Annotated in this window: 24 protein-coding genes; 7 read left to right on the forward strand and 17 right to left on the reverse strand. The window is 66.9% G+C overall.

Going from position 1 to position 22,838, the window contains the following annotated elements:
* Window positions 1–6 precede the first annotated feature (6 nt).
* The 12 genes from B6S44_RS08250 to B6S44_RS29280 all read right to left on the reverse strand — a co-directional run bounded on the left by B6S44_RS08250 (window position 7) and on the right by B6S44_RS29280 (window position 10,844).
* The gene (locus tag B6S44_RS08250; protein WP_129156408.1) at window positions 7–1,401 is read right to left on the reverse strand and encodes an aminotransferase class III-fold pyridoxal phosphate-dependent enzyme; all 1,395 of its coding nucleotides are present in this window, start codon (window positions 1,399–1,401) and stop codon (window positions 7–9) included.
* 9 nt (window positions 1,402–1,410) lie between these two features.
* Entirely contained in the window at window positions 1,411–1,854 is a 444-nt protein-coding gene (locus tag B6S44_RS08255) for a helix-turn-helix domain-containing protein (RefSeq protein WP_129156409.1), read from the reverse strand.
* A gap of 261 nt (window positions 1,855–2,115) precedes the next feature.
* Window positions 2,116–3,585, reverse strand: a complete 1,470-nt coding sequence (locus B6S44_RS08260; protein ID WP_129156410.1) for an NAD-dependent succinate-semialdehyde dehydrogenase — start codon at window positions 3,583–3,585, stop codon at window positions 2,116–2,118.
* A gap of 12 nt (window positions 3,586–3,597) precedes the next feature.
* Entirely contained in the window at window positions 3,598–4,524 is a 927-nt protein-coding gene (locus B6S44_RS08265; protein WP_129156411.1) for a 2-hydroxyacid dehydrogenase, read from the reverse strand.
* A 19-nt stretch (window positions 4,525–4,543) separates the two neighbouring features.
* Window positions 4,544–5,404, reverse strand: a complete 861-nt coding sequence (locus B6S44_RS08270) for a GNAT family N-acetyltransferase (RefSeq protein WP_164985756.1) — start codon at window positions 5,402–5,404, stop codon at window positions 4,544–4,546.
* A 36-nt stretch (window positions 5,405–5,440) separates the two neighbouring features.
* Window positions 5,441–6,148, reverse strand: a complete 708-nt coding sequence (locus B6S44_RS08275; RefSeq protein WP_164985757.1) for a cupin domain-containing protein — start codon at window positions 6,146–6,148, stop codon at window positions 5,441–5,443.
* Window positions 6,149–6,584: 436 nt separating this feature from the next.
* Window positions 6,585–6,881 (reverse strand): hypothetical protein, encoded by a 297-nt coding sequence (locus tag B6S44_RS08280; RefSeq protein ID WP_129156414.1) that lies wholly within the window; start codon window positions 6,879–6,881, stop codon window positions 6,585–6,587.
* Window positions 6,878–7,156, reverse strand: a complete 279-nt coding sequence (locus B6S44_RS08285; RefSeq protein ID WP_129156415.1) for a copper-binding protein — start codon at window positions 7,154–7,156, stop codon at window positions 6,878–6,880. Before B6S44_RS08285 ends, B6S44_RS08280 begins: the two co-directional genes overlap by 4 nt.
* 20 nt (window positions 7,157–7,176) lie before the next feature.
* Window positions 7,177–7,656, reverse strand: coding sequence for a cupredoxin domain-containing protein (locus B6S44_RS08290; RefSeq protein WP_129156416.1), 480 nt, complete (start codon window positions 7,654–7,656; stop codon window positions 7,177–7,179).
* Between the two features lie 30 nt (window positions 7,657–7,686).
* Window positions 7,687–9,123 (reverse strand): multicopper oxidase family protein, encoded by a 1,437-nt coding sequence (locus B6S44_RS08295; RefSeq protein WP_129156417.1) that lies wholly within the window; start codon window positions 9,121–9,123, stop codon window positions 7,687–7,689.
* A 21-nt stretch (window positions 9,124–9,144) separates the two neighbouring features.
* Window positions 9,145–10,632 (reverse strand): TolC family protein, encoded by a 1,488-nt coding sequence (locus tag B6S44_RS08300; protein ID WP_129156418.1) that lies wholly within the window; start codon window positions 10,630–10,632, stop codon window positions 9,145–9,147.
* Window positions 10,629–10,844: a hypothetical protein gene (locus B6S44_RS29280; RefSeq protein WP_164985745.1), complete on the reverse strand. Its 216-nt coding sequence runs from the start codon at window positions 10,842–10,844 to the stop codon at window positions 10,629–10,631. Before B6S44_RS29280 ends, B6S44_RS08300 begins: the two co-directional genes overlap by 4 nt.
* Window positions 10,845–11,074: 230 nt before the next feature.
* Here B6S44_RS29280 and B6S44_RS08305 point away from each other — a divergent pair, with 230 nt between their 5' ends.
* Window positions 11,075–11,788, forward strand: coding sequence for a response regulator (locus B6S44_RS08305; protein WP_248309497.1), 714 nt, complete (start codon window positions 11,075–11,077; stop codon window positions 11,786–11,788).
* Complete coding sequence (locus tag B6S44_RS08310) at window positions 11,785–13,176, forward strand: ATP-binding protein (RefSeq protein WP_129156419.1); 1,392 nt, start codon at window positions 11,785–11,787, stop codon at window positions 13,174–13,176. Before B6S44_RS08305 ends, B6S44_RS08310 begins: the two co-directional genes overlap by 4 nt.
* Before the next feature lie 7 nt (window positions 13,177–13,183).
* On the opposite strand, the gene B6S44_RS08315 is transcribed toward B6S44_RS08310, so the two are convergent.
* Genes B6S44_RS08315 through B6S44_RS08330 form a run of 4 tightly spaced genes read right to left on the reverse strand, consistent with a single transcriptional unit; the run spans window position 13,184 to window position 17,344 of the window.
* On the reverse strand, window positions 13,184–13,936 hold the full coding sequence (locus B6S44_RS08315) for an SDR family NAD(P)-dependent oxidoreductase (protein ID WP_129156420.1): 753 nt from the start codon (window positions 13,934–13,936) through the stop codon (window positions 13,184–13,186).
* Window positions 13,936–15,225, reverse strand: coding sequence for an ABC transporter substrate-binding protein (locus tag B6S44_RS08320; protein WP_129156421.1), 1,290 nt, complete (start codon window positions 15,223–15,225; stop codon window positions 13,936–13,938). The genes B6S44_RS08315 and B6S44_RS08320 overlap by 1 nt, the downstream gene beginning before the upstream one ends.
* 54 nt (window positions 15,226–15,279) lie before the next feature.
* Complete coding sequence (locus B6S44_RS08325; RefSeq protein WP_129156422.1) at window positions 15,280–16,581, reverse strand: ABC transporter substrate-binding protein; 1,302 nt, start codon at window positions 16,579–16,581, stop codon at window positions 15,280–15,282.
* Window positions 16,553–17,344, reverse strand: a complete 792-nt coding sequence (locus tag B6S44_RS08330; protein ID WP_129156423.1) for a FadR/GntR family transcriptional regulator — start codon at window positions 17,342–17,344, stop codon at window positions 16,553–16,555. Before B6S44_RS08330 ends, B6S44_RS08325 begins: the two co-directional genes overlap by 29 nt.
* Window positions 17,345–17,440: 96 nt before the next feature.
* Here B6S44_RS08330 and B6S44_RS08335 point away from each other — a divergent pair, with 96 nt between their 5' ends.
* The 5 genes from B6S44_RS08335 to B6S44_RS08355 all read left to right on the forward strand — a co-directional run bounded on the left by B6S44_RS08335 (window position 17,441) and on the right by B6S44_RS08355 (window position 21,695).
* A complete protein-coding gene (locus B6S44_RS08335) occupies window positions 17,441–18,565 on the forward strand; it encodes a mandelate racemase/muconate lactonizing enzyme family protein (RefSeq protein ID WP_129156424.1) in 1,125 nt (374 codons plus the stop codon).
* A gap of 198 nt (window positions 18,566–18,763) precedes the next feature.
* On the forward strand, window positions 18,764–19,639 hold the full coding sequence (locus B6S44_RS08340; protein WP_129156425.1) for a carbohydrate ABC transporter permease: 876 nt from the start codon (window positions 18,764–18,766) through the stop codon (window positions 19,637–19,639).
* The gene (locus B6S44_RS08345) at window positions 19,632–20,459 is read left to right on the forward strand and encodes a carbohydrate ABC transporter permease (RefSeq protein ID WP_129156426.1); all 828 of its coding nucleotides are present in this window, start codon (window positions 19,632–19,634) and stop codon (window positions 20,457–20,459) included. The genes B6S44_RS08340 and B6S44_RS08345 overlap by 8 nt, the downstream gene beginning before the upstream one ends.
* Window positions 20,460–20,463: 4 nt before the next feature.
* Window positions 20,464–21,360: a DUF6772 family protein gene (locus B6S44_RS08350; RefSeq protein ID WP_248309498.1), complete on the forward strand. Its 897-nt coding sequence runs from the start codon at window positions 20,464–20,466 to the stop codon at window positions 21,358–21,360.
* Window positions 21,360–21,695: a hypothetical protein gene (locus B6S44_RS08355; protein ID WP_129156427.1), complete on the forward strand. Its 336-nt coding sequence runs from the start codon at window positions 21,360–21,362 to the stop codon at window positions 21,693–21,695. The genes B6S44_RS08350 and B6S44_RS08355 overlap by 1 nt, the downstream gene beginning before the upstream one ends.
* Before the next feature lie 14 nt (window positions 21,696–21,709).
* Here the strand turns inward: B6S44_RS08355 and B6S44_RS08360 are convergent, their stop codons facing one another.
* Entirely contained in the window at window positions 21,710–22,822 is a 1,113-nt protein-coding gene (locus B6S44_RS08360; protein WP_164985758.1) for a siderophore-interacting protein, read from the reverse strand.
* Between the last annotated feature and the right edge of the window lie 16 nt (window positions 22,823–22,838).

The raw sequence follows: 22,838 nt of genomic DNA on the forward strand, positions 1-22,838 counted from the left end.
CAAATCTCACGCCGCCTTCGCCACCGCCAGGCCCGCCGCGACCTCCGGCAGCGCCATGACCTCGTCGAGCGTCTTGCGCAGCCGCGTCACGATCAGGTCGATCTCTGCCTCGCTGCAGCATAGCGGGGGCGCGAGGCCGATGATGTCGTCGGCGAAGGCGCGGAAGATCACGCCGTTGGCGTAGCCGCGGGCGAAGAGGTGGTCCGGCAGCTTCGCCTCGCGCGGCAGCTTCTGCTTCGTCGCCTTGTCGGCGACGAGCTCGACGCCAGCGAGCAGGCCCCGCGCCCTGACCTCGCCGACGAGCGGATGGTCGGCGAGCGTCGCCAGGCGCTCCTCAAAATAGGCCCCGACGCGCTGGCCGTTGGCGAGGATGCCGCCCTCCTCGTAGAGGCGCAGCACTTCGAGCGCCACGGCAGCGCTGACCGGATGGCCCGAATAGGTGTAGCCATGGCCAATCGGCCCGCCGGCGGGGGCATTATCGGCAATGGCGCGATAGATCTTCTCGCCGATGGCGAGCGCGCCGAGCGGCGCGTAGCCCGAGGTCAGCCCCTTGGCCATGGTCATCATATCCGGCACGACGCCTTCGGCCTCGCAGGCGAACATCGGTCCGGTACGGCCGAAACCGGTGATGACCTCGTCGGCAACGAAGAGGATGTCGAGCTCGGTCGCCGTCTCGCGCATCGCCTTGAGCCAGCCCTTGGGCGGCACGACGACGCCGCCCGACCCCTGCACCGGCTCGCAGAAGAAGGCGGCGACGTTGTCGGCGCCGAGCTCCTCGACCTTGGCGCGCAGCGCCGCGACGTTTGCTGCGATCACCGCCGCGTCGCTGCTTCCAGTCGGGTTGCGGTAGGGATAGGGCGAGGCGATGTAGTGCTGGCCCTCTGCCGGCAGGTCGAAGCCGGCATGGAAGGCCGGCAGCGCCGTGACGCCCGCGCCCGTCGAGCTCGAGCCGTGATAGCCGCGCTCCAGTGAGATGATCCGCTTCTTCTGCGGCCGGCCGGTGACGTTGTAGTAGAAGCGGATCAGCCGGAGCGCGCTATCGACCGCGTCCGAGCCGCCCAGCGAGAAATAGATGTGGTCGAGATCGCCGGGCGTGAGCTCGGCGAGCTTGGCGGCGAGGCGGATCGTCGGCTCGCTGCCGAAACTGAAATAGCCGGTGGCATAGGGCAGTTCGCGCATCTGGCGAGCCGCCGCCTCGACGATGCTGTCATGGCCGTAGCCGACATTGACGCACCAGAGGCCGGCAAAGCCGTCGATCAGCTCATGGCCGTCGGCATCGGTGATGAAAGCGCCCTTGGCCGACTTCATCACGGTGACGCCACGCTTCTCATGGCCGGCCCAGTTAGCGACCGGATGGACCCAGTGGCGGCGGTCGAGGGCTTCGAGGGAGTTGACGCTCATGGCGGGACCTCAGACGGGACGGGAGATCGGAACACGGGAGAAGGCCGCCTGCTCCGGGCGGGCGATGCTGACGGTCCGCGACGGCGGGGACTGCACCTGCTCGCGCAGATAGCGGCCGGGAGTCGTGCCGTAGACGCTCTTGAAATGGCGCGAGAGATGGCTCTGATCGAAGAAGCCGGCGTCCAGCGCAGCCTGTGCCGCCGGGACGCCATCGGCGAGCAGTACCCGCGCATAGCGCACGCGCTGCCGACAGACGAAGCGGTGCGGCGTCAGCCCGACCTGGCGGCGGAAGACGGTGACGAAGCGGCAGACGCTGAGGCCCGCCACGGCCGCCAGCTCGTCGAGATAGAGAGCCTCGGTGAAATGCCGCTCGATATGGACCAGCGCCCGCCGGATACCGGGGCTAGCCGGCTCGGCCGCTCGGGCGGCAGGACTGGAAACAGACTGGAGCATGGACCGCCTCGTCCTCCGCTGAACGCGCTCGAGCCGGATCCGATCAGGTCGACTCGACCTGATCGGTGAATCCGTCTCGCACTTTGGGTCAGAGGCCGTTTTGCCGATCAGCTTGCGACGCAAGCAGATCGGAACAGGCTCTGGCGCTATCAGGGAGGCTAGGAGCGGCCGGCCGGGGTGTGCGGCGGCTTTGGCCTGCCGCTTTGGTATCCCCTGCCCAATTCGGGCACGCGATCGGCAGATCGTGCTTCGGCCTTCCGATCAGGCGGACTTCAGCCCGCCGATATGGAAACTCTTCAGTTCGAGATATTCCTCGATGCCGGTCGCGCCACCCTCGCGACCGATGCCCGACTGCTTGATGCCGCCGAAGGGCGCCACCTCCATCGAGACCGAGCCGGTGTTGAGCCCGACCATGCCGAATTCGAGCCGTTCGCCGACACGCCAGGAGCGGTTAAGGTTCTGCGTATAGAAATAGGCGGCGAGCCCGTAGGGCGTGCCGTTGGCGATCTCGATCGCCTCGTCCTCGTGCCTGAAGCGGAACAGCGGCGCCACCGGCCCGAAGGTCTCCTCATTGGCGAGGCGCATCCGCGTGGTCGCACCGGTCAACACCGTCGGCACGACGAAGCGGGAACCGTCGACCTCGCCTTGCGCTCCGGCCAAACGCGTCGCACCGAGCGACAACGCATCGTCGAGATGCGCGTGGACCTTCTCGACGGCCGCCGCATTGATCAGCGGGCCGATGGTGACACCGTCCTGACGCCCATCGCCGACCCGCATCGCCGCGACCGCCTTGGCGAGGCGATCGGCAAAGGCGTCGTGAATACCGTCCTGCACCAGGATGCGGTTGGCGCAAACACAGGTCTGGCCGGCATTGCGGAACTTGCTGGCGATGGCACCGGCGACGGCGGCGTCGAGATCGGCGTCGTCGAAGACGATGAAGGGAGCATTGCCGCCGAGCTCCAGGCTCAGCCGCTTCAGCGTGTCGGAGCATTGCCGCATCAGTAGGGCGCCGACCCGGGTCGAGCCGGTGAAGGAGAGCTTGCGGACCACGGGGTTCTGCGTCAGGGCCGCGCCGACGCCTTGCGGCAGGCCGGTGACAATGTTGATGACGCCGGGCGGGAAGCCGGCGCGCTCAGCCAGAACGCCGAGCGCCAGCGCCGAATAGGGCGTCAGCTCCGAGGGCTTCACCACGATCGTGCAGCCGGCGCCGAGGGCCGGCGCACATTTTCGGGTGATCATCGCATTGGGGAAGTTCCAGGGCGTGATCGCGGCGGAGACGCCGACGGGCTCCTTCAGCACGAGGATGCGGCGGTCGGCGGTCGGCGCCGGCACGGTGCTGCCATAGACGCGCCGCGCCTCCTCGGCGAACCATTTGATGAAGCCGGCGCCGTAGAGGACCTCGCCCTCGGCTTCCGCCAGCGGCTTGCCCTGCTCTGCCGTCATGATGCGGGCGAGGTCCTTGCGGTGCTCCAGCAAGAGGTCGTGCCAACGCTCCAGCAGAGCGGCCCGCTCGGCCGCCGGCCGCGCCTTCCAGGCCGGAAACGCAGCCTCAGCCGCCGCGATGGCGGCGTTGGTTTCCGCTTCGCCGCAGGCCGGGATCGTGCCGATCTCGATGCCTGTCGCCGGATCGCGCACCGGCAGCTCCTCGCCGGTGGCGGCACCCACCCACTCGCCACCGATCAGGGCGCGGCCGACGAGAAGCGTGCGGTCTTCGAGAGCGACGATCGACATGGAAAACCTCGTTCAGTAGCCGCGATCGCGGTCGATCAGGCCGATCAGGGGCTCACCAGCCTGGTGGCGCCGCAGGTTCTCGATGACGATGTCGAGCGAGGCCTCGGAGCGCGAGCGGCTGGCGATATGCGGCGTGAGCAGGACCTTGGGATGGCTCCAGAGCGGATGCCCGGCCGGCAGCGGCTCCGGCTCGCAGACATCCAGCACCGCTCCTGCCAGATGGTCACTGTCCAGCGCCGCCAGCAGGGCGTCCTGATCGAGATGGCCGCCGCGGCCGGCATTGACCAGCATCGCGCCCTGCGGCAACCGGGCAAAGAGCTCGGGGCCGAGCAGGCCGCGCGTCGCGTCGGTCAACGGCAGCAGGCAGACCAGGATATCGGTGCGAGCCAGGAAGGCCGGCAGTTCGTCATCGCCGGCGAAGGTCGCGATCCCGTCGACCTCATGCCGGGAGCGGCTCCAGCCGGCGACCCCGAAGCCGAATTCGGCGAGCTTCAGCGCGCAGGCCTTGCCGAGCATGCCGAGGCCCAGAACCCCGACACGGCGCTCTGATGCCGGCCTGATCCGGAGCGGCGCCCAGGCCTGCTTCCGCTGTGCGGCGATGTAGGGGACGAGATCCCGATGCAGAGCCAGCACCGACATGGTGACGTATTCGACCATGCTGTCGACGAGGCCGGGCTCGATCATCCGCACAATCGGCAGCTGCGCCGGTATGTCCGCCAGGTTCAGCTGGTCGACACCGGCACCGACGGAGATCAGCAATTCGAGATTGGCGAGCTGACCTAGGAGGCCGTCCGGCGGAATCCAGGCGGCGAGATAGCGGATATCGGCGGGGTCGCCGATATCCGGCCAGATCCGGAACGGCAGCTCGGGCGCCTTCTCCGCCAACAGCCGCGTCCACTCCTCGCCGCGCGCGGCGTCGGACTTCAACAGAAGCGTCATCGTATGGACCTCGCGGACATCAGCCGAGCGCCTGGTTGATCAGGGCGTGGAGGCGCGCCGGGCCGGAAGCGGCCGGCAGATCGCCGCGCACCATTGCGGTGACGTCCCCGGCTGGCGCAAGACCAACTTGCTCCAGCCACTCACACAGCCCGGAGCCGAACGGCAGGTCGATCCGGACGAACTGGCCGGTCCGGCCATGCAGCCAGCAGGCGATCAGCGTGCGCGCATCAGCCTCATTCGCCGCCACGACCGGGCCGATAACATGGCCGCGGCCGAAAGCGCGCAGGATGCTGAAGCCGACGGGCTGCCCCGCCCTCTCCAGGATCAGGCATTCACCGCATTGCAGGAGCGCCGCAAGGGTCGGCCCACGCTCCAGCCCGGTCGCCGCCCCATCGAGACACTCCAGAATGGAAAGATCGGCCGCGCTGCCGGGACGCAGCCGCTCGCCCACGTCGAGCTCCGGGGAAGCGACGGCGAGCACGTGTCCGTGCTGCTGGCGAACGCCGCTGTGGGCTCTGAAGCCGAGACGGGCGTAGAGCGGCTCGCCAGCGACGGTGGCGTTGAGCATCAGCGAGCGCTCCCCGGCCTGCGCGAGCAGCGTCTGCATCAGGCGCTTGCCGATCCCAGCCCCCTGCTCCTCGGGAGCGACGATGATCATCCCGAGCGTGGCGTGGCCCTCGCCATAGGGCCACCACAGCGCCGTGGCGAGGAGCTTGCCGTCTCGCACGCCGACGACGCCACCGCCGAGTCCGATCGCGAACTCCCAGTCCTCGCGGCGATACGGCCAGCCGACGCGCCGCGACAGCTCCGCGCCGAGCGCCGCGTCGCCGAGCGTGATCGCACGCAGCGTCAGCGCTTCCGGGGCTGCGATCTCAGCCATTGGCGATCCCGGCCATGGCGCCATGCCGCGGGGCGCTCACGCTCCGACCTCCTGGACGACGTAGACCTTGGCGAGATGCTCATCGCTGTCCCAGGCGCATGGCGTGCCATAGGGGACGAATACGCTCTCGCCCGCCCTGACCCGGACCGAACGCCCGTCCTCCCCGGTGAGGGTGACGCTGCCAAGGAGGATATGCATCAGCTCGTTGACCGGCTGCGGGCGCAGAACACGCCGATACGGCGTCGAATCCCAGATGCCGGCACGCAAACGCGATGCCTCGTCGGTGAAGGCGTTGAAGCTGCGGCACTGCGGAACCGGCCCTTTGAGAAGATTGGCTGGAGGCGGCGACGACGGCGAGAGCGGCGCGTCGGCCGGCAGCTCGGTCACGCCGGGCGCTGCGGAAGCATCGCCGGTGCTGGCGCAGAAGGTCCAGCGCGTGCCGGGCGCTGCCTCGACACGCAGAGCCGTGCCACGCGCGATTACGGCACTCTCGCCAGCCTGGATCGGGCGCTTGCTGCCGCCCATGAGCGACAAGTCGAGGCGCCCGGCCGTGACGACGAGCACCTCCGTGTGCGGGAAGGCCGCAATCTCCATCGCGCCCGAGAACGCGGCGCTCCCCACTGCCAGATCCTGCGCGCCGCTCCAGGTGACCTCCCGGCTGGCGGCGAATGGGTCGTGTTCGGAGAGCGACCTGGCGCCAGAGGCGCCATCACGGTTGGCGAGTACGATCGGAGCAGTCGACATGGAGGCCTCTCCCAGCATGATGGTGCTGAGCTAGGGCGTTTCGCGGTCGGCGGATTGGAGGAAATTCTCGGGACGGCATGTCGGCGTCGCGCATGGAGCGAGGTCGAATCACTCTTTCGCCGCGTAGATCCTGAATGCCCGCTTGAAGGCGGCGCGCCAGAATCCGCAGCCGCCATGCACCTGCTCGACCTGATGCGCCGGACCACGTCTCGCCTGACTGGCAAGCCATAATTCCGGACAGCGCGGCGTCAACTTTGCTGGCTAAATTTTTATACGACGTTTGCGCAACGTTTCCTGACGCTCAGCCTGGAGGGCACGGAAACGGGGGCGATTGTTCTCCTCGACCACGCTTGCCGGCCTGATCGCGCTCGTCCGTTCCTGCTCTTCCAGAAGTTCTACATCCGCAATTTCGTGACGAGCGGGCTCAAATAAACGGCTAAGGTGGATCCGCCTCGCCCCTGCGCTGGCTCGCGCTGCAGCGATGGCCGTCGCAGACGACATCGAGAACCTGGTGCGCCGTGCCGAAGCAGTTGACGCGATAGGCGATGAGAGAAGCCTGCTTCAGCACCGTCTCGACCTGCGGCTTGACGCAAGCGTGCTCGAGCAGGATGCGCTGCAGGTCGCCATCGGAGGCGAGTGCGGCGGAAAGACTGCCCAGAAGAACCAGCGCCGGGGCGCTGCCCCGGCTCAGGGGGATGGATCGGCGCGGCCCATCCCCGCGAGATCGGGTCACTTCGCCTTCTGGAGCGTGGTAACGGTGATCTGGCCGTTGACGCGGTCGGCGTCGAATTTGATCTTGGTTCCAGCCTTCAGCCCCTTCAGCATGGCCGGATCGCCGGCGCGGAACACCATGGTCATGGCGTCCATGTCGAGGTTCTTGATCGGGCCATGATTGATGGTGAGCTTGCCCTGGGGCTCGTCGACCTTGGTGACCGTGCCGCTGATAGACTGTGCCGCGGCCGGCAGGGCGACGAGGAGGAATGCGAGGGTGGCTGCTGTCCTGGGCATGGGACGCTCCTTTGTGAGGCTTACTTGACGATGATCTTGCCGGTCATGCCGGCTTCGCGGTGACCGGGGATCAGGCAGGAGAAGTCGAACTCGCCCGCCTTGGTAAAGGCCCAGACGATCTCGCCGGTCTTCTTCGGCTGAAGGCGCTTGGCGTTCGGATCGTCATGCTCCATGTCGGGGTTCTTCTGCATCTCGATGGCGTGCTTGAGGTTCTCCTCCAGCGTCGCCAGGACGAGCTCATGGTCGAGTTCGCCATTGTTGCGCAGCTGGAAGCGGACCTGCTCGCCGCGGCGCACCTCGATCCGGTCGGGGATGAAGGACATCTTGCCGTCCTTCTCAGCCATCGCGACCTGCACGATACGCGCCGGCTTCTTCGGATCGCCGGGCTTGCCATAGGCGGTCTCGCCGCCATGGCCGTGACCGGCTCCGCCCGGGCCGGCCAGGGCGGCACCGGCGGAGAACAGGACTGCGATTGCGGCGAGCTTGAATGCTGTCGTCATGAGACTCTCCTGCTGGAAGGATCGGCGTCTTCAGTGGTTGGAGTGGGAGTTCTTCGCCGCAGGCCGCGGCTTGCCGTCAGGCCCGAGGTTCGGCTTGCGCGGATCCTTGACGCGCCATTCGGTCGGCTCGATGCCGCTGTCGGGGGAGGCGCCGCGCGCCGCTTCTGCCAGCTTCTGGCCCTTGTATTCGAAGGCGACGGTGCCCTCCGGGTGCTTGAACCAGCCGGGGTCCTTGTAGTCGGTCTTGGCGAGGCCCTCGCGGACTTTCACCACCGAGAACATGCCGCCCATCTCGACCGGGCCGAACTGGGCGAAGCCCGTCATCATCGGCAGGGTGTTGCCGGGCAGGGGCATCTCCATCGAGCCCATCTCGCCCATGCCGTTCGAGCCCATCGGCATGTAGCCAGGCGCGATCTTGGCGATACGCTTGGCGAGGTCCTTCTTGTTGACGCCGATATAGTTCTTCACCGAATGCCCCATGGCATTCATGGTGTGGTGCGATTTGTGGCAGTGGATCGCCCAGTCGCCGGGCTCGTCGGTGACGAAGTCGAAGGCGCGCATCTGGCCGACGGCGCAGTCGATCGAGACCTCGTCCCAGGCCGCCGCCGGATCGACCCAGCCGCCATCGGTGCACGAGACCTTGAACTCGTAGCCGTGCATATGGATCGGATGGTTGGTCATGGTCAGGTTGCCGAAGCGGATCCGGACCTTGTCGTTCTTGCCCACGACCAGCGGGTCGATGCCCGGGAACACGCGGCTGTTCCAGCACCACATGTTGAACTCGGTCATCTCGGCGACGCGCGGCACATAGGAGCCGGGCTCGATGTCGAAGGCGTTGAGCAGGAAGACGAAGTCGCGGTCGACGCGGCGGAAGGCCGGGTCCTTCGGATGGACGACGAAGAAGCCCATCATGCCCATCGCCATCTGGACCATCTCGTCCGAATGCGGGTGGTACATGTAGGTGCCCGAGCGCCTGAGCTGGAACTCGTAGACGAAAGTCTTGCCCGGCGGGATATGCGGCTGGTTCAAGCCGCCGACGCCGTCCATGCCGTTGGGCAGGCGCTGGCCGTGCCAGTGGATCGTGGTGCTCTCCGGCAGCTTGTTGGTGACGTAGATGCGGACCTTGTCGCCCTCGACCGCCTCGATGGTCGGCCCCGGCGACTGACCGTTGTAACCCCAGAGATAGCCCTTCATGCCGGGTGCGAGCTCGCGCACCACAGGCTCGGCGACGAGATGGAATTCCTTCCAGTCGCCATTCATGCGCCAGGGCAAGGTCCAGCCGTTGAGCGTCGCGACCGGCTGATAATCCGGCCCTGTGGTGGGCACGAGAGGCGCCTGGGTTGACGCCTCCTTCATGGTCGGGGCCTCGGGCACCGAGGCGAAGGCCGTGCGGCCGGACACGGAACCGGCCGCGGCGACGACGAGGCCGGAGGTGCCGATGAAGCCTCTGCGCGATAGCGTGGTCATTGTTTCGTTCCTTCCGCCCGCTCAGTGTCCGCCGCCGCCAGCATCGCCGCCGCCCGCCGCAGCGACGGTGGCCGAGCCGCCGCCTCCGCTGCCGCCACCGATCAGCGCGTGCTTGAAGTCGGTATGGGCGAGCCAGAAGTCGCGGCGGGCATTGATCGCGGCGACGTTTGACAGGATGCGGTTGCGGGCATCGGTGATGAGATCGGTGACATCGTTCAGCATGCCGCTGTAGTGCAGCAGCGACTGCTCCTGGATGATCTTGCGCAGCGGCAGGACATTGTTCTGGTATTGCCGGGTGATGTCGTAATTGGCGCGGTAGGCGGTATAGGCCTCGCGCGCCTCCGAGCGGGCGTTGACCGCCTTCTCCGCCAGCCTGTTGGCGGCCTGCATGTAGGTCTGCTCGGCGAGCGCGATCTTGGACTGGCCGAAATCATAGATCGGGATGTCGATCTCCAGCTCCAGCGTCCGGCTGCGGCTCGACTCGCGCTCGACATGGCCATCTGCGCCGATGCTGCGGCCGCGATCATAGGTGCGGCGCCCGAGTAGGTCGATGTCGTTGACGAAGCGCGTCGCATTGGCGAGGCCGAGCGACTTCGCCAGCGTATCGAGCTCGGCGCGCGCGATCTGGATGTCGATACGCTTGCGCAGCGCCTCGGCCTCGATAGCCTTAACCGATTGCAGCCGCGGCAGAGGCGGCAAGGTGCCCGGCAGCCTGAACTTGAGTTCGTCGCCCCAGAGCCCGAGCTGACGAATGAGCCGCTCGCGCTCCTGTCGCTGCTGCTGGCGCGCCTGGGCGAGCTGCACGGTCAACTCGGCCTCGAAGGCGAATTCGCGGGCCTGGTCGATCTTGTTGACGCCGCCGGACTCGCCGAGCCGCTTGAACAGCTCGGAGGCCGCATCCGCCGAGCCTTTGGCCTCCTGATAAAAGGCGACCTGGGCGTTGGCGGCGACCGCGCGGTAGTACTGACGCCGCGCGTCGGCAGCGAGCCGCAGCACCGCCTCGACAGCGCGCAATTGCGCAGTGCGGAAGCGATCGCCGGCGATCTCGGCCCTCGCCGGGAGGGTGACGAGTGCGAGCAGGCTGCCGACGATCTGGCGCTCGATCTCGACCTCGAAGCGGCCGGAGAGCTTGGAGATGCCGAAGCGCGGATTGGGCGGCAAGCTGGCGGCGACCATCTGAGCCTCGGCGATGCCGAGCTCGTTGAAGGCCGCCTGAAGGCCGCGATTGCTGAGCAGGGCGACTTGAACCGCGGCATCGGCCGTCAGCGGCTTGCGCAGCAACTGGTCGACCCGCGTCTTCGCCGTGAGCGCGACCCGGTCGTCACCGATTTTGACAACGTCCTTGCCGATCTCAGCGTAAGTCGCGGTCTGGATCGGCGCCATGCCGCCATCGGCGGAGAAACCGGCGCAGCCGCCGAGCAGAACCACCGTGCCGGCGAGCAGGCCCCAGCGCAACAGGCGGCCGCCATTCGGAAGGCTTGGAGCGGTCGGATAGGTAGGCAGCGTCATGACTTCGGCCCGACTTGGCGGTTGAGCTCGCGCCAATCCTTGGGCTCGGCCGGGCGGAAGCTTGCGGCACCGGCCGTCACGCTGCGATAGGCGACAGCGGGAACACGGGCGTTCGGATCGGCCGGCCGGGCCAGGTGGTCTGGGACCGTGGCGGAGCAGGCGCCCAGCGCCAGACCGAGCGCCATCAGCAACGGCACCTTCACGAACGTCACGATTCGGCATCCCCTTTTTTCGATGCGACAGGGGTAGCAGCGGGCTTCCGAGGGCGTCCGTTACAAATTGTTTCAAAGCGGCGCGGGCGGCAGGGCCGCGAGCGCGCTATGTTCTGCTGACCAGATCGCAGGAGCCCGCTCGCGGGAGCACGGACATTCCGACCGAACCACAGCCAGAGACGGACCAGGCTCCCGACGCAGCGATCGCCAATGACCACGGTCATATCCTGGTGGTCGACGACGATCCCCAGATCAGGCTGCTCGTCGCGCGCTTCCTGCAGCGATACGGCTATCAGGTCACCGGTGCGCCGGACGGGCGCGCGATGATGGAGGCGCTGGCGCACAGCGCCATCGACCTGATCGTGCTCGACCTGATGCTGCCCGGGCGCTCGGGCGTCGAGCTCTGCCGCGACGTGCGCGCGATCTCGCAGGTGCCGATCGTGATGCTGACCGCCCGGAGCGAGGAGAGCGAGCGCATCAGCGGCCTCGAGGGCGGGGCCGACGATTACGTCACCAAGCCGTTCAGCCCGCGCGAATTGCTGGCACGGATCAGGGCCGTGCTGCGCCGAGCGAGGGCAGCGCGCAGTTCCTCGGCCCCGCAGACGAGCGCGATCGTGACCTTCGAGGGCTGGCGCATGGATCTGCGGCGGCGCGAGCTGCTATCGCCATCAGGGACCCTGATCGACCTCTCGACCGGTGAGTTCGATCTGCTCGTCGCCTTCGTCGAGCATGCCAACCGCGTCCTGTCGCGGGAGGCGCTGATGCAGTTCGCCAAGACGCGAACGAGCGACGATCCGTTCGACCGCACCATCGACGTCCAGATCAGCCGCCTGCGCCGCAAGCTCGAGGCCGACGCCCGGGGCGGCCAATTGATCAAGACGGTACGCGGCGCCGGCTATCTGTTCGCCTCGCAAGTCGACCACCAGCAAGGACAGCCCGCTTGACGCCTCCGGCCAAACGGCTCTGGCCCGATACGGTCGCCAGCCGCGCCATCCTGATCCTGGTCGCGGCGCTGCTCGCCTTCCATCTGCTCGGCTACTGGGCCTATCGCGTCGGCGTCGAGAACCTCGCGACGGCGGGCCAGGACCGCGGCCTCGCCGAGCGCATCGTCTCGATCAAGCGAGCGATCGCGAGCCTGCCGCAGGCGCCGGAACGCGACCGTGTCGCGCATGACCTGTCGAGCGCCAGCCTCGAAGTGCATTGGAGCAAGGTCAGCCTGGTGCTCGGCAGCGCTCCGATGACCGAGCGGACCCGGGCGATGGAAGCGCGGCTCAAGCAGCTCGCTCCGGAACTGGCGGCGGAATCCTTCCGGGTCGGCTTTGCTGACGATGGCGCGCTCGGCGCCGGCGAGGCCAATGCCTACAAGCACGTGATGCTGGTCTCGGTCCGGCTCGACGACGGCTCCTGGGTCAACTTCTCCTCTTCCGCGCTCGGGGCCTCGCAGCATCTCGACTGGGGCCTGACCGCGATCATGATCTGCTTCGCCGTCGCCATCGTCGTCGTGGCGCTGCTGCTGCTGCGCTGGGCGACGCGGCCGCTACGCGATCTCGCCATCGCGGCGGAGCGCTTCAGCCTTGACCAGACACCGCAGCCGCTTCCCGAACATGGGCCGGTCGAGGTGCGCCGCGCCGCGCGGGCCTTCAACACGATGCGGGAACGCATCCGGCATCTCGTCGCCGAGCGGACCCAGGCCATGGCCGCCGTCTCGCATGATCTGCGAACCCCGATCACGCGCCTCAGGCTCCGCTCCGAATTCCTCGACGATGACGCGACCCGCGTCCTGATCGACGCCGATCTCAGCGAGATGGAGGCGATGATCGACTCGACGCTGGACTATCTGCGCGGCGGAACCTCCAGTGAGCCGATGCGCCCGGTCGATCTCGCCTCGGTGATCGAAACCATCGTCGACGAGCATGCCGACCAGGGCCACCGCGTCTCGCTGGTCGGGCTGAGCTCCGCTCCCGTCCGAGGCGGAGTTCTCTCCCTGAAGCGTGCCGCTTCCAACATCATCGGCAATGCCGTGAAATACGGTCAGGCGGCCAAGGTCACCATCGCCGAGGCCGGCGATAGCTTCGCCGTCGTCGTCGAGGACGAGGGGCCGGGCATCGCACCAGCCGATAGGGAGCGGGTGTTCCATCCCTTCGTGCGGCTCGAGGAATCGCGCGGCCGTCAGACCGGCGGCTCGGGCCTCGGCCTGACGATCGCGCTCGCCATCGCCCGTTCGCATGATGGCTCGATTGTGCTGGAGAACCGGGCCGAGGGCGGTCTCCGCGTCACGCTTTCCCTACCGAAGCTTTCAGCATCAGGGCGCGATGAGCTTCCCTTGGCCTGAACGCAGCTCATAGCCGCATGCCGCCATCGACCGCGATCTCGGCGCCGTTGATGTAGGCCCCCTCGGGCGAGCAGAGCAGCAGGGCCGCGCCCGCGCAGTCCTCGGTACGACCGAGCCTGCCGAGCGGAATGCGTGCAAGCACCTGCTCCTCTCGTCCGGGCTGAGCCAGCACGGTGCGGTTGCGATCCGTCAGAATGGCGCCGGGCTGGATGATGTTGCAGGTGACGTCCGGGGCGCGCAGGGTTCGCGCCAGATTGAGGATCATGTTGGTCTGCGCGGCCTTGGTCGCCGCGTAATAGAAATGCGTCGGATTGGGGCGCGCCTCCTGTACGCTGCCGATTGCGATGACCCGGCCGAAGCCGCGCGCCAGCATGCCCGGCAGGAAAGCCTGCAGCAGCCGCAATGTGGCGTGGAGGTTGATCTGCGTCTGAGCCGCCATTGCGGCTTCGGAGACCGCATCCCAGGTTTCGAGGGTTTCGACGGAGGCGCAGAGCACGAGGATGTCGGGTTCGGTGCCGTTCGCCGTCAGCTCCGCCGCCATGGCAGGAGGGGCCGCGGCCTCCGCGAGATCGGCGATCAAGGGCGATGCCGCGAGGTTCGATGCTCGCAGATCCAGGGCCGCCGTGGTCGCGGCCGCTGCATCCCGGTCATGAATGACCGCGTGCGCGCCGGCCTCAGCGAGCCTTGTGGCGATCGCGAGCCCGATCCCGCGGGCCGCGCCGGTGACGAGTGCAGTCCGTCCGGCCAGAACGCCCGCCATCAGCCGAGCAGCGGCTTCACGCGCGCGACGGCATCATCCATTGCCTGCTGCGGCGGCTTCCGGCCGAGCACGGCGGCCTGCGTTTCCTCGATGAAGATGTCATGGGCGCGCGCCTGCTCGTCGAAGGCGGGCAGATGGATGCGCGAGGCCTTCAGCGCCGCCGCCTCATCGGCCGCATAGGGCATCGCCACCTTCAGCTTGTCGTCGGCATAGGTCGAGATGCGGGTCGGACCGTTACCGTTGAGCGCCATCGCGGTCGTGCCGGCCTTCGAGGACAAAGCGCGGATGAATTCCCAGGCAAGCGGCTTCTGCTTGGCGTTCTTCGGGATCATCAGCGACCAGAACTCGACCGTCGGTGCGAAGGCGACCTTGCCGGCGAGATCAGAGGCCATCGGCGGCAGCAGCGACTTGAAGCGCCCGCCATATTTGCCCTTGGCCGGATCATTGTAGGAGACCAGCCGCGCGAATGGGTTGATCGTCATCGCCGCCCTGCCCTGCTGCATCCAGGTGGTGATCTCCTCATTGTTCACTGTGGCGAAGTTCCGCGGCAGCACGCCCGTCTTGTAGAGATCGGCGAGGATGGTCAGCGCCTTGACCATCGCCGGCTCATTGGCGGTGAGTTTGCCATCGGCGGTCATGTAGTCGCCGCCGAGGCAGCGCGAAACCGTCAGGAAGTTCGAGGCGAACACCGCGGTGAAGGCGAGACCATGCACCTGCGTGCCGTCATCACGCTTGAAGGTGAGCTTGCGCGCGACCTCGATCAGTTCCTCGAAGCTCGTCGGAAGCTTGCTGATGCCACGTTCCTCCAGCAGCGCCTCGTTGTAGATCAGTGCATTGGTGGCGTGGCGGACGGGGATGCCATGCAGCGCGCCATCGAGCTTGAGCGGACCGATCAGGCCCGGTGCGAAATCGTCGAAGGCCTCGATCGGCGCCTCCTTCAGCAGCGTGTCGAGCGGCTCGAACAGCTTGAGATTGCGCGGCACGGCGCGGCCGTTGACGAGATAGGCGACGTCGATCGAGGTCTCGGCCAGCGATGCCTCGCGCAATAGCCGCTCATGCACGGCGTTGACGTCGCCGAAGGTGACCCAGTTCAGGTTCGCCCCGCTCGCCTTGCGGAAGGCTTCGGTCGCATCACCACCCGGCCCGGTCGTGGCTGCGGTCTGGTGGACACGATGGCCGAGCACGGTCAGCGTTTTTGCCTGAGCGAAGACCCGGCCGGGCAACATGGATGTTGCGGCTGCCGCGCCGGCGAGAGCGCCGAACCGGCGGCGCGAGATCGACTGTGACATGGACTTCCTCTCCACAAGCTTGTCGGGCGCTGTCGTCGCGCCTTGTCGCGTGCCTCAGGCGGGCAGCAGCGGCTGCACGCGCTTGACCAGCGAGGCCATCGCCTCCTCCGGCGTCTTCATGCCGAGCACAGCGGCCTCCGCCTCTTCCTTGAAGAGGTCGCCGGCGCGGGCTGCCTCGTCGAAGGCCGGCAGCGGCACGCGCGCCACTTTCAGCACCTTCAGCTCCTCGGCGGCATAGGGCACGGTTCCGGCGAAGCTCTGGTCGGCATAGGTCGAGGCGCGCACCGGTCCATTGCCGTTGAGCGCGGCCTTGAGCGTCGCCTCCTTCGAGGCCATCGCCTTGATGAAGCTCCAGGCGAGGTCCTTGCGCTTGGCGTTTTTCGGAATGACCATGCCCCAGAACTCGACCTTGGCCGGGGCGGCATCATATTTCCCCGCCAGCGTCTTCGAGGCCGGCACTGCGATCGTCTTGATCTTGCCGGAGAATTTCGACTTCTGCGGATCGTTGTAGATGCGATTGCGGCCCATGCTCTGCAGGCTCATCGCCGCCCGGCCCTGCTGCATCCAGACATTGACGTCCTCGGGCGAGAGCGTCGCGAAGTTGCGCGGGAAGGCATTGGCCTGGAAGAGCTCGCGCAAGGTCCTGATCGCAGTCAGCATCGGCGGCTGATCGGCGGCGCATTTGAAGTCGGGCGTGATGAACTCGCCATCCCAGGCGCGAGCGAGATCGATCACGTTCGGATAAGTCACGCCCGGCATGCACAGGCCGACGACCTGCGTGCCATCGGAGCGGCGATAGCTGCAGGCCTTGGCGATCTCGATCATCTCCTCGATTGTCGCCGGCGGCTTGGAGAAGCCCTTCTCGGCCAGGATCTCCTCATTGTAGTGCAGGCCGGACGAGGCATGCCGAAACGGGACGGCGAGCTGCTTGCCGCCGACAGTCATGCCCTTCATCAATCCCGGGAAGATATCGGCGAGATCCTCGACCGGATCGCGCTTGAGATAGTCGTCGAGCGGCTCGAACAGGCTCGCGGCGCGCGGCACGACCTGGGTATTAAGGACAAAGCCGACATCAACCGAGGTCTCGCCGAGGCTCGCCTCGCGGAAGAGCCGCTCCTGCAGTGGGCCGGTGTCGAAGGTCGTCCACTGGACGCTGACGCCGTTCTTCTGGGCCCAGTCCTTGGTGATGTCGCCGCCCTGCGCCCCGGTCGCGACCGTCTGCATGACGCGATAAGTGAAGACGTTGAACGGCCCGCTTTGCTGCGCACGGGCAGCGCCTGCGCCCAGCGTCGCAAAGCTCAACCCGAGAATGCTAGCGCCGAACTGCCTACGGTTCAGTCCTGTCTCCGTGGTCATGCCTGTCCTCCCGATGGTTCGCGAGTTCCGCGATGGCGGCTTCAGCCGCTTCGAAATGCTTGTTCATGGCGGCGAAAGCCGCGGCCGGATCGCCGGCACGGATCGCATCGACGACGCGCACATGCCGCTCGAAGGTGCGCCGCCAGTCCTCTTTGGTGCGCTTCTCGCGCGAATTGAAGATTTCCATGACCTCGCGGATCACTGGCCTGAGGCCCCTGATCTGGAAGTCGAGCAGGCGGTTGCCGGAAGAAGCGGCGATGGCCTCGTGGAAGTCGAGATCGGCCTCGATCCAGCGTGGCACATTCCCGAGCGCGCCCTCCATGCGGGCGAGGATCAGGTCGAGCTTCTCGATATCCTCGTTCGAGCGGCGCTCGGCGCTGTGGGCCGCGATCGGCGGCTCGAGGATGCGACGCAGTTCCACCGCTTCGGTGAGACCGCTCGGGCGGCCGCGCACGGCGAAACGGTAGAAGCGGTCGAGCGGGGCGGCGTCGAGCGCCTGAATGCGAGTCGGCTTGCCTTGCTGGATATGGACGACGCCCATCGCCGCGAGCTGGCGGATCGCCTCGCGGGCGATCGGCTTGCTGACGCCGAAGGAGGCGGCGATCCGCGCTTCCGACGGCAAGGCGTCGCCGGGCTTCAGCCTGCCGTCCTGGATCGCCTGGGTGATGCGCTGAATTACGGCATCGCCGAGCCGCATCGGCACGACATCGCCGCCGGCGAATGGGTCGTCGCCACCCAGCAAGGATGAAGCGGCATCGCTCATCGATCACCTCCGTTCGATGATCATTGACAGATGGCGCTTAGCTTGGCAACTGTTCAACCTATCAGATAAGTTAAGCACTCGGGAGGACGCCGCTTCATGTCGGCCAGCCGCATCTCGAAGATTACCGCACATCCGCTGCGGGCGACCTTGCCCAAGGTCCAGCGGACGTCGCAGGGCGACTATCCGGCGATCGAGATCGTCGTGGTCGAGGTCGAGACCGAGGATGGCGTCGTCGGCTTCGGCGAAGGCCTCTGCCGCCGCGGCGCGGCCGGCTATGCCCGCTTCATCGAGGAGGCGCTGGTGCCCCGGCTGATCGGGCGCGATGCAGCTGACCGGCGGGCTTTGTGGAAAGCGATGCGCGCCGCGCTGTCGGGGCGCCCGGGCGGCCAGATCGTCGAGGCGATCGCGGCGGTCGACATCGCGCTCTGGGACATCGCCGGAAAACAGGCGGGCCAGCCGATCCACAAGCTGCTCGGCGGCATGAGCCGCACCGAGCTCGCGGCCTATGCCTCCTCGATCAACTGGCTCGACGATGCGACGGTCGAGGCGGAGGTCGCCGCCGTGCTGAAGGCCGGCTTCCGCGAGATCAAGGTCAAGCTCGGCCATCCGCTCCGGGATGCGATCGCCCGTGCGAAACTCGTCCGCAAGCTCGCCGGCGACGACATCGCCCTCTATGTCGATGCCAACTGGGCCTATGACGTCGACGATGCGCTGATCGTCGGGCGGGCGCTGGCCGATCTCGGCTATGGCTTCTTCGAGGAGCCGATTGCGCCGCAGGATCGCGAGGGCTACCGCCGCCTCGCCCAGCATCTGCCGATCAGGCTCGCGGCCGGCGAGAGCGATTTCGTCGCGTCGGACGCGCTGATCTCGCTGCAGGACCGCTCGCTCGGGCTGATCCAGCCGGATGTGACGCGCTCAGGCGGCATCAGCGAGACCTGGCGCATCTGCGAGCTCGCCGCCGCCTTCAATACCGCTTACGCCCCGCATGTCGGCTGGTCGGGCGCGATCTGCGTCGCCGCCAGCCTGCAGCTCGCCGCGGCGGCCGAGACCTTCCGCACCTTCGAGTGCATGGTCTACCAGAACCCGCTGCGCGACGCCTTCACCCAGCCGATCGTCGGCGAGGGATCGCAATTGGTCGAGGGCAAGCTTTCCGTGCCGCAGGGGCCGGGGCTCGGCATCGAGATCGACCGCGACGCGCTCACGCGCTTCAGGATTTCATGAGGCGGCGATGAAGCTAAGCGCCTCCTTCTACTCCAACCTCCTCCGTCATCCCGGACAAGCCGCGCAGCGGCGCCGATCCGGGATCCATCGAAGGGCGTCGAACTCTACGATGGATCCCGGGTCTGCGCTTCGCTTGCCCGGGATGACGGCGCGGTTTGGACTACGGGTTTGGGTTGCGATTGAATCGCGAGTGCGCCCATGACCACCCGCACGCCACTCTCCGCCATCGCGCTGGTCTCGCCGGTCCAGTTGATGATCGGCGGCGTCATCTTCCTGCCGGCGATCTATGTCTTCTGGCTCAGCCTCAACCAGTCCTCCTTCGGCCAGGCCGCGAGCTTCGTCGGCTTTGCCAACTACGCCAAGGTGCTGGGCGACGCCTATTTCTGGAAGGCGCTCCTCAACACGGTGATCGTCGTCGCCGTGGTGGTGCATGTCGAACTCTTGCTCGGTCTCGGCATGGCGCTGTTCTTCGCCTCGGGCGTGCCGTTCCGGCCGCTGCTGCTGGCGATCGTGCTCGCGCCCTATGCCGTCAGCGAGGTCTCGGCGGTGGTGATGTGGCGCTTTCTGTTCGAGCCGGATGTCGGGATGATGAGCCGGCTCCTGATGTCGCTCGGCCTGCCGCCGATCGAATGGGCGGTGAACCCGAGCCACGGGCTCGGAATGGTCAGCCTGCTCTCGATCTGGCTGCACCTGCCCTTCAGCTTCATCATCCTCTATGCCGCCAGGCTCTCGATCCCGAGCGATCTCTACGAGGCAGCGGCGATCGACGGCGCCTCGCCCTGGACCTCGTTTCGCCGGATTACGCTGCCGCTGCTGATGCCAGCGCTGCTGATCGCGGCGCTGTTCCGCTACATCTTCGCCTTCCGCCTGTTCTCCGAGGTCTGGCTGATGACCGGCGGCGGCCCGGCGCGCTCGACCGAGGTGATGGCGGTCTATCTCTATCTCGAGGCCTTCCGCTACAACGCCTTCGGCCCGGCCGCCGCCACCGGCTGGCTGCTTGTGCTCGCCTCGCTCCTGCTCGCGCTGTTCTACCTGCGTGGGCTCTACAGGGAGATGTTCGGCAAGCATGCCTAAGCTCCTGCGCTCCCTGCTCAAGCTCATCGGTGTCGCGGCCATCGTCGCCTGGTCGCTGGTTCCGATCGGCCTGATCGCGCTGTCGTCCTTCAAGGCCGATCGCGACATTTTTTCGACTACGGGCGCGCTCTCTTTTTCACCGACGCTGGCGAACTACGAGGCGCTCTGGAGCCGCTGGGGCGATTTCTTCTTCGGGCTGTGGAACAGCTTCCTGGTCACGGTCGGCGCGACCGTGCTCGCCGTCGGCGTCTCCCTGCTCGCCGGCTTCGCCTATTCGCGCTTCGCCTCGAGGGGCCTGCAGGCTTCGGCCTTCTTCCTGATCTTCATCCGACTGGTCCCGCCGATCGTGATCACGCTGCCGCTCTTTCCGGTGGTGAACTGGCTCGGCCTCAACGACACGCACTTCGTGCTGATCGTGCTCTACGCCACCTTCTTCGTCTCGCTCGGGACGGTGGTGATGCGCACCTTCATCGACCAGATCCCGCGCGAGCTCGACGAGGCCGCGATGATGGACGGCGCCTCGCAGTTCCAGATCATCATGCGCGTGATCCTGCCGATGGCGGCGCAGGGCATGCTCGCGGTTTCGGTCTTCGTCATCGTCTACGCCTGGAACGAGTTCCTCTTCGCCTTCATTTTCACCACAACCAAAGCGAAGACCGCGCCATTGGTGATCTCCGAGATGATCGGCGCCGTCGAGGGCGTCGAATGGGGCGTGCTCTTCGCCGCCTCGACCGTGCAGCTCGTGCCGGTGCTCGCCTTCGTCATCCTCATGCAGAAACACCTCGTCGCGGGCCTGACCGCCGGTGCGGTGAAAGGGTAGGATCATGAACCCGTCAGAATTTCGGCTCGACGACCTGCGCCGCGCCATCCGCGAGGCCGACCCGCAGCTCAGCCGCTTCGACCCGCTGCCCCGCATCATCTGCCTCGACGATTTCGACCGCGGCATGTGCGGCTGGACCCAGCTCGTCGGCAATTACGAGGACAGTCTCGACGCCATGCTGCCGGGCTATGCCCAGCACAGCCACGCCATGCTCTCGACCCTGCCGAACTGGGATTTCGGCTCGCATGGCGGCGTCGACGGTTCCTATGCGCTGAAGATCGCGACGCGGCCGAAGAAGGGCGCGCAGAACGTCGCGATCAAGCGACTGACCTTCCGCAAGCCGGGGCCGATCAGGCTGGAGGCCTATTTCACCTTCAAGCCCGAAGCGAGCGATCTGCAGCTCTCGGAGACCGATATCCGCTCGTTCGGCTTCCTCTATGACCTCCAGATCGGCGATACCTCAGGGCCGGGCGACCGCGTGATGCCGCATTTGCGCTTCCTCAATGCGCAGGACGGCAAGCATCTGCAGAAATGGCAGTTCAAGCGCAAGACGACGCCGATCAAGCCGATCGGCAACGCGGGGAAGACCATCACCCATTATCATCTCGCGCCCGACGATTGGGAGGACTTAGCCGGTGGCGAGCAGCGGCTCTGCTACAACGAGATCCCGACCAAGGTGAACTGGCACTATCTGCGCTTCGATTTCGATCTCGGCGCGATGCAGGCGACGCGCTTCCAGGTCAACGACCGCGTCTTCGCCATGGATGGTTTCGACTGCATCCGCATCCCCGCGATGAAGAACCTGTGGTGCATGCTCAACCTCGCCTTCTTCGCCGAGACCGACACCGACAAGCGCGCCTTCGCCTATCTCGATTCCGTCTGCCTGTCGGGAGACTTCTGATGCTGCCCGAGAACCTCACTGCCGTCGTCGCCCGCAACGAGAGCTGGAGCGGGACGAGCGCGAGCGAGCCCTACGAGGCCGGTTGGGCCAAGGAGGCGATCGTCTTCGTTCGCGCGTTGAAGGAGCCGAAGGGATCGCTGCCGAAGGCGCGCATCGAAATCTCCGCCGATGGCATGCACTGGTGCGCCGAGGGCTCGGAGTTTCCGCTGCCGGCCGTCAAGGATGCCGTGACTTTCCAGCGCCTCGGCCATTTCGGCAATTTCGTCCGCGTCGCTGCGACGCTACCGGATGGCGCCGAGATCACCGTGCTGGTGACGCTGCATCTGAAGGCCTGAAGCCGTGAACCGCTTCAGGCCGCCTTCGCGGCCTGCTTCTTCTCCGCCATGTGCTGCTCCTCGGCGAGGCCGGCGCGCCAATAGCTGACGACGAGATGCTCGTCGATCCCTGGACGCAGGTGCTGGCGCGCCGTCGCACGGATCTCGCGGAAGGCCGTGTGCTCGGTTGCGGCCCAAAGATAGAGGCTGCCCTCGCCCGGCGGCCAGTCGAGCGTCGCCAAAGCGTCCACCAGCAAGGTCGTGGAGCCCGGCGCCACGCCGTCGCGATGGAGCCAGCGGACGTCGAAACCCTCCGGCAGCGGCAGGGGCTGACGCTCGTTCGCGTCGGCGATCTCGATCAGCGCGAGCCCGCGAGCCTGCGCCGGAAGATGCGCTAACATCCGGGCCAGAGCCGGCAAACCAGTCTCGTCCGCGAGGAAGAGATAGCGCTCGGCCTGCTTCAAGCCACGCCCGCCCGGCCCGGCCATGCCGATACGATCGCCGATCTGCACGCCAGCGGCGAAGGCCGAGCCCGGACCGGCATCGTCATGCAGGACGAAATCGATGGCGAGCGTGCCCGCTGCCACGTCGATCTCGCGGATCGTGTACTTGCGGATCGCAGGCCGCTGCTCCGGCGGCAGCGATTGCAGCAGGCCATCCGCGCCGATCATCGGCCAGGCCGGCTCGGCCAGGCCCGCCGGCGGGATGAACAGGCGCACATGCAGCGCCTCCAGCGAGTCGTAGTGGGCAAGATCGTCACCGCGGAAGCGGATGCGGCGCATATGCGGCGTCAACTGCTCGACGCCGGTCACGGTGAGCACCCGGAAATCGGGCGGCAGCATCGGCTCGGCGCCGTCACCACTCCAGTTGATCGCCGGCGCGGCGCCTTCCGGCGAGAACTCGACGACATGGCTCGCGATGGCGATTTTGCTGCCTTGCAGCTGGGCCAGATCGGGAGCTTCGATCACGACAGACAATGCGCCTGAATCAGCACGCAGTTCCGTCCGGCTGCCGCCGAACCTGATCATGGTCACACCATCGGCCTCGCCAATCTCGGCCTCATGCTCAAGAAGATGCTCGCAAAGCGGGCGCAGCACCGCAGCGGGATCAGGCAAGGCGATACGCGTTTCGGCGCGAAGCATAGTCATGGGAATTGTCCTGTAG

The sequence above is a fragment of the Allobosea sp. Tri-44 genome, from assembly GCF_004123845.1.
Taxonomy (GTDB): Bacteria; Pseudomonadota; Alphaproteobacteria; order Rhizobiales; family Beijerinckiaceae; genus Allobosea.

Bases quoted from the DNA above. Each gene is read 5' to 3' on its own strand.
- B6S44_RS08255 (WP_129156409.1), bottom strand. From the start codon at position 1,854: ATGCTCCAGTCTGTTTCCAGTCCTGCCGCCCGAGCGGCCGAGCCGGCT.
- B6S44_RS08270 (WP_164985756.1), bottom strand. From the start codon at position 5,404: ATGGCTGAGATCGCAGCCCCGGAAGCGCTGACGCTGCGTGCGATCACG.
- B6S44_RS08315 (WP_129156420.1), bottom strand. From the start codon at position 13,936: ATGGCGGGCGTTCTGGCCGGACGGACTGCACTCGTCACCGGCGCGGCC.
- B6S44_RS08265 (WP_129156411.1), bottom strand. From the start codon at position 4,524: ATGACGCTTCTGTTGAAGTCCGACGCCGCGCGCGGCGAGGAGTGGACG.
- B6S44_RS08350 (WP_248309498.1), top strand. From the start codon at position 20,464: ATGAACCCGTCAGAATTTCGGCTCGACGACCTGCGCCGCGCCATCCGC.
- B6S44_RS08340 (WP_129156425.1), top strand. From the start codon at position 18,764: ATGACCACCCGCACGCCACTCTCCGCCATCGCGCTGGTCTCGCCGGTC.
- B6S44_RS08355 (WP_129156427.1), top strand. From the start codon at position 21,360: ATGCTGCCCGAGAACCTCACTGCCGTCGTCGCCCGCAACGAGAGCTGG.
- B6S44_RS08285 (WP_129156415.1), bottom strand. From the start codon at position 7,156: ATGCCCAGGACAGCAGCCACCCTCGCATTCCTCCTCGTCGCCCTGCCG.
- B6S44_RS08290 (WP_129156416.1), bottom strand. From the start codon at position 7,656: ATGACGACAGCATTCAAGCTCGCCGCAATCGCAGTCCTGTTCTCCGCC.
- B6S44_RS08250 (WP_129156408.1), bottom strand. From the start codon at position 1,401: ATGAGCGTCAACTCCCTCGAAGCCCTCGACCGCCGCCACTGGGTCCAT.
- B6S44_RS08330 (WP_129156423.1), bottom strand. From the start codon at position 17,344: ATGAGCGATGCCGCTTCATCCTTGCTGGGTGGCGACGACCCATTCGCC.
- B6S44_RS08345 (WP_129156426.1), top strand. From the start codon at position 19,632: ATGCCTAAGCTCCTGCGCTCCCTGCTCAAGCTCATCGGTGTCGCGGCC.
- B6S44_RS08295 (WP_129156417.1), bottom strand. From the start codon at position 9,123: ATGACCACGCTATCGCGCAGAGGCTTCATCGGCACCTCCGGCCTCGTC.
- B6S44_RS08260 (WP_129156410.1), bottom strand. From the start codon at position 3,585: ATGTCGATCGTCGCTCTCGAAGACCGCACGCTTCTCGTCGGCCGCGCC.
- B6S44_RS08360 (WP_164985758.1), bottom strand. From the start codon at position 22,822: ATGACTATGCTTCGCGCCGAAACGCGTATCGCCTTGCCTGATCCCGCT.
- B6S44_RS08275 (WP_164985757.1), bottom strand. From the start codon at position 6,148: ATGTCGACTGCTCCGATCGTACTCGCCAACCGTGATGGCGCCTCTGGC.
- B6S44_RS08335 (WP_129156424.1), top strand. From the start codon at position 17,441: ATGTCGGCCAGCCGCATCTCGAAGATTACCGCACATCCGCTGCGGGCG.
- B6S44_RS08300 (WP_129156418.1), bottom strand. From the start codon at position 10,632: ATGACGCTGCCTACCTATCCGACCGCTCCAAGCCTTCCGAATGGCGGC.
- B6S44_RS08320 (WP_129156421.1), bottom strand. From the start codon at position 15,225: ATGTCACAGTCGATCTCGCGCCGCCGGTTCGGCGCTCTCGCCGGCGCG.
- B6S44_RS08325 (WP_129156422.1), bottom strand. From the start codon at position 16,581: ATGACCACGGAGACAGGACTGAACCGTAGGCAGTTCGGCGCTAGCATT.